This is a genomic window from Aliiroseovarius sp. CAU 1755, assembly GCF_054482655.1.
The window spans coordinates 490,828-500,061 of record NZ_JBTLRH010000003.1 but is presented as its reverse complement, the minus strand read 5'-3'; the positions used below and the strand labels follow the sequence as shown (position 1 = coordinate 500,061).

The window sequence follows — 9,234 nt, the reverse complement described above, 5'->3', positions numbered from 1 at the left end:
TGTGGCGTGGGGAAAACCCGCGCCGGGTCCGAATGGGTGCGCGCCGAGGTTGAGGGGGCTGGCCCCCTTGATCCCGGCCGTTCGCGCCGGGTCGCGCTGGTAGGCGAAACCATTGACCAAGTGCGCGAGGTGATGATCTTCGGCGAAAGCGGCATTCTAACGTGTTCGCCGCCGGATCGCCGCCCGGAATGGCAGGCAGGTCGGAGACGGCTGGTCTGGCCAAACGGGGCGGTGGCACAGGTGTTTTCGGCCTATGAGCCGGAAAGCCTGCGCGGTCCGCAGTTTGATGCGGCATGGGTCGATGAGCTCGCCAAGTGGAAGAAAGCGGAAGAAACGTGGGACATGCTCCAATTCGGGCTGCGTCTTGGCAGCCATCCTCGGCAATGCGTCACCACCACACCGCGCAATGTTGGGGTGTTAAAGACGATCCTGAAAAACCCCTCGACAGTCACGACACAAGCGCCGACGGAAGCCAACCGGGCCTATCTGGCGAAAAGTTTCCTTGAGGAGGTGCGCAGCCGATATGCGGACACGCGACTGGGCCGGCAAGAGTTGGACGGTGTGCTGTTAGAAGACACCGAGGGCGCGTTGTGGACCATGGCCGGGCTGGATAAGGCACGCGTCACGGGTGACCTGCCAGCCTTTGATCGCGTGGTGGTGGCGGTTGACCCGCCGGTCACGGGACACAAGGGGTCGGATGAATGTGGGATCATCGTCGCAGGCGTCGTGGCGCAGGGCGCGCCGGGGGATTGGCGCGCCGTTGTGCTGGATGATGCGAGCGTATCGGCCGCCAGTCCATCTCAGTGGGCGGAGGCAGCACTGGAAGCCATGCGCCGCCACAAGGCGGACCGTTTAGTGGCCGAGGTCAATCAAGGCGGTGATCTGGTGGAATCGGTGATCCGACAGATTGACCCGACCGTTTCGTTTCGCGCCGTGCGCGCCACGCGGGGCAAGTCGGCGCGGGCCGAGCCTGTCGCTGCGCTTTATGAACAGGGGCGGGTGGCCCATGTGGGCGGGATGCCTGCGCTGGAAGACCAGATGTGCCGCATGACCATTCAGGGCTTCGAGGGCAAGGGTAGCCCGGACCGTGTTGATGCGTTGGTCTGGGCGCTGCATGAATTGATCATTGAGCCCGTTGCCAAATGGCGCAGGCCGCAGGTGCGCACGCTGGGTTAAAGAGTTTTTTAACCTCGGGTGGCAGAGTGCAAAACATCGAAAGGCGGGGTCCTGAGCCCAACCAGCCCACGGGTCCCGCCTGACATCAACGAGACAGACTTTTCACCGACCGGTAGCGCGACACGCGTTTCGCCGGGCGGGAGAGGTTTGCCGGGGGTCATCCCCGACTTGGACAGAACGCGAGGAGCACCAGCCGATGGTATTCGACTTTCTCAAGCGTGGCGATGCAGCGCATATGGCCACGCAGCCGACCGAAACCAAAGCGTCCGCGACCGGGCCGGTCATCGCCTATGGCGGTGCGGGTCGTGTGGCCTGGAGCCCGCGCGATGTGGTCAGCCTGACCAAGACTGGCTTTGCGGCCAATCCGGTCGGGTTTCGGTCGGTCAAGCTGATCGCAGAGGCCGCCGCCGCGCTGCCCTTAGTGCTTCAGGACGATGCGCAGCGGTTCGAGGTTCATCCGCTTCTAGACCTGTTGGCCCGCCCGAATGCGGCACAGGGCCGTGCTGAACTGTTTGAAGCCTTCTTCGGGCAGTTGCTGTTGACCGGGAACGGTTATTTCGAAGCGGTGGCCAGCGAAGACGGGTCGGTGTCAGAACTTCATGTGCTGCGTTCGGACCGGATGAACCTGGTGCCGGGGGCGGATGGCTGGCCGGTGGCATATGACTACACGGTTGGCGCGCGCAAACACCGCTTTCATGTGGGAGAGGGGTCATCGCCGATCTGCCACGTCAAAGCCTTCCACCCGCAGGATGATCATTACGGGCTGTCCCCTTTGCAAGCCGCCGCCACGGCGATTGATGTGCACAATGCGGCGAGCCGGTGGTCGAAAGCACTGCTGGACAATGCCGCAAGGCCGTCGGGCGCTATCGTCTACAAGGGCGCGGACGGGCAGGCGCAGTTGAGCGCAGACCAGTATGACCGGCTGCTGTCCGAGATGGAAAGCCACCACGTGGGTGCGCGCAATGCCGGTCGTCCTATGTTGTTGGAAGGCGGTCTGGATTGGAAGCCGATGGGGTTCAGCCCCTCGGATATGGAATTCCAGAAAACCAAGGAAGCCGCCGCGCGCGAGATTGCGCAGGCCTTTGGGGTACCGCCGATGCTGATCGGCATTCCAGGTGATGCGACCTATGCGAACTATCAGGAAGCCAGCCGGGCGTTTTATCGCCTGACCGTGGTGCCCTTGGTGTCGCGCGTGGCGGCCAGTGTCGGCCATTGGCTGGCGGGGTTCACCGGTGAAAGCGTGGTGCTGAAGCCCGACCTTGACCAAGTACCCGCACTGTCCGCTGAGCGTGACCAGCAATGGCGCCGCGTGGCCGAGGCCAGTTTCCTGTCCGATGCCGAAAAACGCAGCCTTCTGGGTCTGCCGCCTGTCGCCTCTGACGACGTTTAACAATTGAGGAAAAGCCATGAGTGAATTTCAGCCCGATCTGGGGCTTGAGCATAAATTCGTCAAGCTGGGCGACACGTCCGAAGTGGACGAGGGCATTCTGATCGAAGGCTATGCCAGCTTCTTTGACCAATGTGACACGGGAGGCGACATCGTGGCCCCCGGTGCCTACGGCAAATCCCTGCGCGCGCTGAAAGGGGCGGATCGTGGCGTGAAGATGCTGTGGCAACACGACCCGGCACAGCCGATTGGCGTGTGGGACGAAGTGCGCGAGGACGCGCGCGGGCTTTACGTCAAAGGGCGCATTCTGACGGATGTCGCCAAGGGGCGCGAAGCCGCCGCACTGATTGAAGCCGGCGCGATTGACGGTCTGTCGATCGGTTATCGCACCAAGCGGGCGACCAAGAACGACAAGGGCCAACGGCTTTTGACCGAGTTGGAGCTTTGGGAGGTGTCGCTTGTCACCTTCCCGATGCTTCCGACGGCGCGAGTGGGGGCAAAGGGCGATACGCCCGCTGCTGATGCCACTTTGCGTGAACTGGCGGCTTCGATCACCGAAGCCCGCCACATGCTGGCCCGAAAATCCTGAGCCAGCGATCTGACCCCCTGAGAAGGACCCATAGATGAGCAAGAACGAGACGAAAGCTCAGGGCCAGTCGGCCGCGCCCACAGGCCCGGATTCTGGCCCGGTTGCGGGCTTGACCCCGGCTGCCGAGGTTAAGACCGCGCTGGCTGGTTTCATGAGTGATATCAACACGTTTCACGACGATATTTCAACCAAACTTCAACAACAGGAAGAGCGACTGACCATGCTGGATCGCAAATCTCAAATCACCGCGGCTCGTCCGCATCTTGCCGCTGCTGCCGATCTGGAAGCACCGCATCAAAAAGCGTTCGAGGCCTATCTGCGCTCTGGCGACGATGACGCGTTGCGTGGTCTGGAACTGGAAGGCAAAGCCATGTCGACCGCCGTTGCTGGCGATGGGGGCTACCTGGTCGACCCGCAGACGGCTGCGACCATCCAAAGCGTGCTGAAATCGACCGCATCGCTGCGCGCTGTCTCCAACGTGGTCAACGTCGAGGCCACATCATATGACGTGCTGGTTGATCATTCGGATGTGGGCTCGGGTTGGGCCACGGAAACCGGATCGACCGTCGAGACCGGCACCCCGTCGATTGAGCGCATCACCATTCCCCTGCACGAGCTGTCGGCGCTTCCCAAAGCATCGCAGCGCCTGCTGGACGACAGCGCGTTCGAAATCGAGACATGGTTGGCAGCGCGCATTGCGGACAAGTTTGCCCGTGCAGAAGCTGCGTCGTTCATCTCGGGCGACGGTATCGACAAACCGACCGGTATCCTGACCCACACCACGGTGGACAACGACAGCTGGACCTGGGGCAATCTGGGTTACATCGCGACCGGCACTTCGGGCGACTTCGACGCTTCGAACCCGGCTGATGCGATCATTGATCTGGTCTATGCGCTGGACGCTGAATACCGCGCGGGCGCGAGCTTCGTGATGAACTCGAAAACTGCGGGTTCGGTGCGCAAGATGAAGGACATGGATGGCCGTTTCCTGTGGTCGGACGGTCTGGCTGCCGGTGAACCGGCGCGTCTGTTGGGTTATCCGGTGCTGATCGCCGAGGATATGCCGGATATCGGCACCGACGCCACGCCAATTGCCTTTGGCGACTTCGGCTCGGGTTACACCATCGCGGAACGTCCTGACACGCGTATCCTGCGTGACCCGTTCTCGGCCAAGCCGCATGTGCTGTTCTATGCGACCAAGCGCGTTGGCGGTGATATCAGCGATTTTGCTGCGATCAAGCTTCTGAAGTTCTCGGTCTCGTAAGAGCCTGAACCCGAGACCCGCTCTGCGCCTTTTTGGCGGGTGCGGGACCGGGCGCGCGCCGACCTCACCCCGTGTTGTCTAGCTGCTCCCCCTCCGTCCGAGCAATGCGGAAGGTGCGCGCCCACCCTAATCCTCGTGACGTGAGGGGCCCGAATTTCGGAGATGATCCATGATGTTAGTCGAGCAGACCACTGTGCCGGGCGCGGTCCTTCCGGTTGCCCAATTCAAGGACCACCTGCGGCTTGGCACCGGGTTTGCCGATGACGGCGTGCAGGATCAGGTGCTTGAAAGCTTCCTGAGGGCTGCCATGGCGGCCATTGAAGCGCGCACTGGCAAGATCCTTCTTACCCGCAGCTTCACGTGGTCGCTGACCGCGTGGCGCGACCTGGCCACGCAGGCGCTGCCTGTCGCCCCGGTCTCTCAGATCGCCAGCCTGTCGATCAAGGATCGTCTGGGCGGAACCGAGGTGATCGCGACCAGCCGCTATGCGTTGGAAGCTGACATGCACCGCCCGCGATTGGTTTCCACCGGTATCTGCCTGCCTGCCATTCCGGTCGGTGGACAGGTTGTGATCGAGTTCGAGGCAGGGTTTGGCCCCGCTTGGACCGATATCCCGGCTGACCTTGCACAAGCGGTCATGATGCTGGCCGCGACTTACTACGAACAGCGTTCGGACAGTGCTTCAGCTGCTGTAGGGCAGGCCAATTTGCCTTCGGCGGTCAACGCGTTGATCCAGAAATACCGCATTGTGCGTCTGTTTGGTGGTGGGGGTGCGCGATGAAAGCTCCGATCCTGAACCGCAGACTGACGTTGGAAGACCCTGTTAGATTGCCCGATGGGGCAGGTGGGTTCAGCCAGGTTTGGCAACCCTTGGGGGACCATTGGGCAGAGATCAAACCGGGCACAGGTCGCGAACGCGCGGCGGGGTTCGCCACGGTGTCGTCGATCCGGTTTCGCATCACCGTGCGCGCCGCACCAGATGGTGCGCCGTCGCGCCCGAAACCCGATCAGAGGTTTCGCGCCGGTGCGCGGGTTTTCAGAATTCTTGCCGTAACCGAAGCGGATGCCGGCGCGCATTACCTGACGTGTTTCGCACAAGAGGAGATCTCGGCATGAGCTATGGCGTATCAGCTGCTCTGCAACAGGCGGTCTATCAACGTCTGACCGCAGACAGCGCTCTTTCCACACTGGTCAGTGGCGCGATCTACGATGCCGTGCCAGCGGGGATCATCACCGGCACCTATGTGAGCCTTGGTCCTGAGGACGTGCGCGAACGGTCTGACATGACCGGGCATGGTGCCATGCACGAAATCACGGTCAGCGTGGTCACAGATGCTGCAGGGTTTCAAAGCGCCAAAGAGGTAGCCGCGGCGGTAAGCGACGCCTTGGTCGATGCGACCTTGGTTCTGGCGCGTGGTCACCTTGTCTACTTGAACTTTCACCGCGCCCGCGCGCGACGGGTCGAAGCGGCAGATGTGCGCCGGATCGACTTGTTCTTCCGCGCCCGCGTGCAAGACAGCTAATTCCTTTTTCACAACACGGAGAGTTCCCATGGCTGCCCAAAACGGCAAGGACCTTTTGATCAAGCTCGACATGACCGACACAGGCGTGTTCGAAACCATTGCGGGCCTTCGGGCCACGCGCCTGAACTTCAACGCGGAAAGCGTAGATGTCACCAGCTTGGAAAGCACCGGCGGATGGCGCGAGCTTCTGGGTGGCGCCGGCGTGAAGTCGGCCTCAATCTCGGGGTCGGGGGTGTTCAAGGACGCCACAACCGACGAGCGGGCGCGACAGATCTTCTTCGACAATGAAGTGCCAAATTTTCAGGTGATCGTGCCTGATTTTGGTGTGGTCGAAGGCCCGTTCATGATCACCTCGATCGAGTATGCGGGATCGCATAATGGCGAGGCGACGTATGAGCTGTCGATGGCCTCGGCAGGTGAACTCAGCTTTACGGCACTTTGATCATGGCAAACCCTTGGACCGGCGAGGTGCGCCTTGTAATCGACGGCACACCCCGTGTGATGAAGCTGACCTTGGGCGCATTGGCAGAACTTGAGGATCAACTGGGCGAGGACACGATCCTAAGTCTTGTCGAACGGTTCGAACGCGGTGCGTTTTCCAGCCGTGATGTGCTGGCTTTGATTGTGGCCGGGTTGCGCGGTGGTGGATGGCAGGGGCGCGCCAGCGATCTGCTATCCGCCGAAATCCAGGGTGGCCCCGTGGCCGCAGCGCAAGCGGCGGGTCAGCTTCTGACCCGTGCATTCGCGCTGTCTGGTGGCGATGGAACAACAGATGAGACCACGGGGTGAGCACCCCCGTCGCGATCGATTGGCCCGGTCTGATGCGGCTTGGCCTTGGAAAGCTGGGGCTTCGTCCAACTGAGTTTTGGGCGCTGACCCCGATCGAGCTGGCTGTGATGGCCGGGTTAGATGGCAAACCAACCGCTTGTTTACGCACGCGATTGGAAGAACTCGCACAGGCTTTTCCCGACGAAGGGCGTGACGTGCAAACAGGAGAAACGTGATGGCTGGACTGGACAGTATCGACAGCTTTGACGAACAGGTCGACGCCTTGGAGACCGCCCTTGGCGGTGCACAGGCGATGACGGCTGGGTTTGTTTTCGAACTCAAGGGGATGCATTCGACCATCTCGGACTTGAGCAGTGATGTGAACACGTTGTCATCAGGCATTTCGTCGGGGTTACGCAAGGCGTTCGACGGGTTGGTGTTTGATGGCATGAAGCTGTCGGATGCGCTGAGTGTGGTCGCGAAGTCAATGAGCGACGCGGCCTATGGCGCGGCAATCCGGCCCGTCACCGACCATTTCGGCGGCCTTTTGGGACAGGCGGTTGGCGCGATGACCAATGCGGTTTTGCCATTCGAGAACGGCGGTGCGTTTGCACAAGGCCGGGTGCTGCCATTTGCCAAAGGCGGCGTGGTGTCCAGCCCGACAACTTTCCCCATGCGCGGAGCGACCGGGCTGATGGGCGAAGCGGGGCCAGAGGCGATCATGCCACTGTCGCGCGGGGCTGATGGTCGGCTTGGTGTGCAGGCGGGGGGCGGTGCCGGGCGGCCCGTCAACATAACCATGAATATCTCGACCCCGGATGTCGAAGGGTTCCGGCGATCTCATAGCCAGATCGCAGCCCAGATGTCGCGCGCGCTCTCGCGTGGGCAGCGTCATCGCTAAGCATCCAATCTGACGAGCCAAGGAGGGTTCACCCATGTCATTTCACGAAGTCCGGTTTCCGGCCAATCTGAGCTTTGGGTCCGTGGGTGGACCCGAACGGCGCACCGAAGTGGTGACGCTTGCCAACGGGTTCGAAGAACGCAACTCGCCGTGGGAGCATTCGCGACGCCGCTATGATGCCGGGATTGGCATGCGCAGCCTGGACGATGTCGAGACGCTGATCTCATTCTTCGAGGCGCGGCGCGGGCAGTTGCATGGGTTTCGCTGGAAGGACTGGTCGGATTACAAAAGCGGGCTGCCCTCGCAACCGCCAGCCTATACCGACCAGATCATCGCCTGGGGTGATGGGAATACGACTGAGTTTCAGCTGACCAAAACCTATCGCTCGGGGGCCAACAGTTATGCCCGGCCTATTCGCAAGCCCGTGGCTGGAACGGTAATGGTCGGTCTGAAGGGGGATCCCCTGACTGAAGGCACCGACTTTACAGTCGATCATGACACAGGCCTTGTCACGTTCGTGACAGCCCCTGAAACTGGGGCAGAGGTAACGGCTGGCTACGAGTTCGACGTGCCGGTTCGGTTCGATACGGATCGCGTGCACACGTCAGTTGCCTCTTTTCAGGCAGGCGATGCGCCCAATGTGCCGGTGGTGGAGGTGCGGGTCTGATGTCGATTTCCCCTGAATTCGAGGCTCACCTGGGCGAAGGCGTGACCACAGTCGCGCGCTGCTGGAAAGTGACACGCCGCGATGGGATTGTGCTTGGGTTTACCGACCATGATCAGGACATCGACTTCGATGGCGTTGTCTTTCGGGCTGACACAGGTATGACCGCACGCGCGCTCAGCCAGACCACCGGCCTGTCCACCGACAATACCGAGGCGTTGGGGGTGCTCAATGACGCATCGATTTCCGAAAAGGATATTCGCGCCGGGCGCTATGATGGGGCCGAGGTCGAAGCCTGGCTTGTGAATTGGTCCGAGACCAACCAGCGCCACCTTAGGTTTCGCGGCACAGTGGGTGAACTGGCTCGTGAAGCAGGTGGTTTCCGTGCCGAGCTGAACGGCCTGACCGAAGCGCTGAACCAGCCCCAAGGGCGGGCTTATCAATTGCCTTGTGCCGCCGTTCTTGGCGATGGGATGTGTCGCTTCAACCTGTCCCAGACAGGCTATTCCGTGGAACTGGCAGTGGGCGAAAACGTCGCTGAAACCACGTTCCAATGCGCGGGTTTGGAACTCTATCCGAACCGCTGGTTTGAACGTGGCCGTTTCATCGTGTTGAGTGGCGAGGCGAAGGATCTGACCGGGCTCATCAAGAATGACCGAAAAGGCACAGACGGCCTGCGCACGATCGAGCTTTGGGAAGCGCTGCGTGCCAAAATGGAGCCCGGTGACATGGTGCGACTTGAAGCGGGGTGCGACAGGCTTCCGCGAACGTGTCGCGTCAAGTTCAACAACTTTCTGAATTTCCGCGGGTTTCCTGATGTTCCAGGCGAAGACTGGCTGATGTCTTACCCGGTTGGACATAGACAGAATGACGGTGGCGACGAACGTGAAGCGTCAGATGTTTTGGATGCGCTGCTGAACGGCGACGATGAAAACCCGTTCAACCCCTTGGGCGGGTTGTGA

Annotated in this window: 13 protein-coding genes; all 13 read left to right on the top strand. The window is 61.3% G+C overall.

Going from position 1 to position 9,234, the window contains the following annotated elements:
* The coding region (locus tag ACXYMP_RS14325; RefSeq protein WP_458907124.1) for a DNA-packaging protein at nucleotides 1–1,176 on the top strand (1,176 nt) is incomplete at its 5' end.
* A gap of 196 nt (nucleotides 1,177–1,372) precedes the next feature.
* The gene (locus ACXYMP_RS14320) at nucleotides 1,373–2,566 is read left to right on the top strand and encodes a phage portal protein (RefSeq protein WP_248363432.1); all 1,194 of its coding nucleotides are present in this window, start codon (nucleotides 1,373–1,375) and stop codon (nucleotides 2,564–2,566) included.
* A gap of 16 nt (nucleotides 2,567–2,582) precedes the next feature.
* On the top strand, nucleotides 2,583–3,152 hold the full coding sequence (locus ACXYMP_RS14315; protein ID WP_248363430.1) for an HK97 family phage prohead protease: 570 nt from the start codon (nucleotides 2,583–2,585) through the stop codon (nucleotides 3,150–3,152).
* A 34-nt stretch (nucleotides 3,153–3,186) separates the two neighbouring features.
* On the top strand, nucleotides 3,187–4,416 hold the full coding sequence (locus tag ACXYMP_RS14310; protein WP_458907121.1) for a phage major capsid protein: 1,230 nt from the start codon (nucleotides 3,187–3,189) through the stop codon (nucleotides 4,414–4,416).
* Nucleotides 4,417–4,585: 169 nt separating this feature from the next.
* Nucleotides 4,586–5,197 (top strand): head-tail connector protein, encoded by a 612-nt coding sequence (locus ACXYMP_RS14305; RefSeq protein ID WP_298566501.1) that lies wholly within the window; start codon nucleotides 4,586–4,588, stop codon nucleotides 5,195–5,197.
* Nucleotides 5,194–5,532 (top strand): head-tail adaptor protein, encoded by a 339-nt coding sequence (locus ACXYMP_RS14300; RefSeq protein WP_298566503.1) that lies wholly within the window; start codon nucleotides 5,194–5,196, stop codon nucleotides 5,530–5,532. Before ACXYMP_RS14305 ends, ACXYMP_RS14300 begins: the two co-directional genes overlap by 4 nt.
* A complete protein-coding gene (locus tag ACXYMP_RS14295) occupies nucleotides 5,529–5,939 on the top strand; it encodes a DUF3168 domain-containing protein (RefSeq protein ID WP_298566504.1) in 411 nt (136 codons plus the stop codon). Before ACXYMP_RS14300 ends, ACXYMP_RS14295 begins: the two co-directional genes overlap by 4 nt.
* 28 nt (nucleotides 5,940–5,967) lie before the next feature.
* A complete protein-coding gene (locus ACXYMP_RS14290; RefSeq protein WP_298566506.1) occupies nucleotides 5,968–6,381 on the top strand; it encodes a phage major tail protein, TP901-1 family in 414 nt (137 codons plus the stop codon).
* A 2-nt stretch (nucleotides 6,382–6,383) separates the two neighbouring features.
* Nucleotides 6,384–6,728 carry a gene transfer agent family protein gene (locus tag ACXYMP_RS14285; protein WP_298566508.1) on the top strand — a complete coding sequence of 115 codons (345 nt, stop codon included), beginning with the start codon at nucleotides 6,384–6,386 and terminating at the stop codon, nucleotides 6,726–6,728.
* The gene (locus ACXYMP_RS14280) at nucleotides 6,725–6,943 is read left to right on the top strand and encodes a phage tail assembly chaperone (RefSeq protein ID WP_458907118.1); all 219 of its coding nucleotides are present in this window, start codon (nucleotides 6,725–6,727) and stop codon (nucleotides 6,941–6,943) included. Before ACXYMP_RS14285 ends, ACXYMP_RS14280 begins: the two co-directional genes overlap by 4 nt.
* A complete protein-coding gene (locus ACXYMP_RS14275) occupies nucleotides 6,943–7,608 on the top strand; it encodes a phage tail tape measure protein (protein ID WP_298566511.1) in 666 nt (221 codons plus the stop codon). Before ACXYMP_RS14280 ends, ACXYMP_RS14275 begins: the two co-directional genes overlap by 1 nt.
* Before the next feature lie 34 nt (nucleotides 7,609–7,642).
* Nucleotides 7,643–8,275, top strand: coding sequence for a DUF2460 domain-containing protein (locus ACXYMP_RS14270; RefSeq protein WP_298566512.1), 633 nt, complete (start codon nucleotides 7,643–7,645; stop codon nucleotides 8,273–8,275).
* Nucleotides 8,275–9,234: a DUF2163 domain-containing protein gene (locus ACXYMP_RS14265; RefSeq protein WP_298566514.1), complete on the top strand. Its 960-nt coding sequence runs from the start codon at nucleotides 8,275–8,277 to the stop codon at nucleotides 9,232–9,234. Before ACXYMP_RS14270 ends, ACXYMP_RS14265 begins: the two co-directional genes overlap by 1 nt.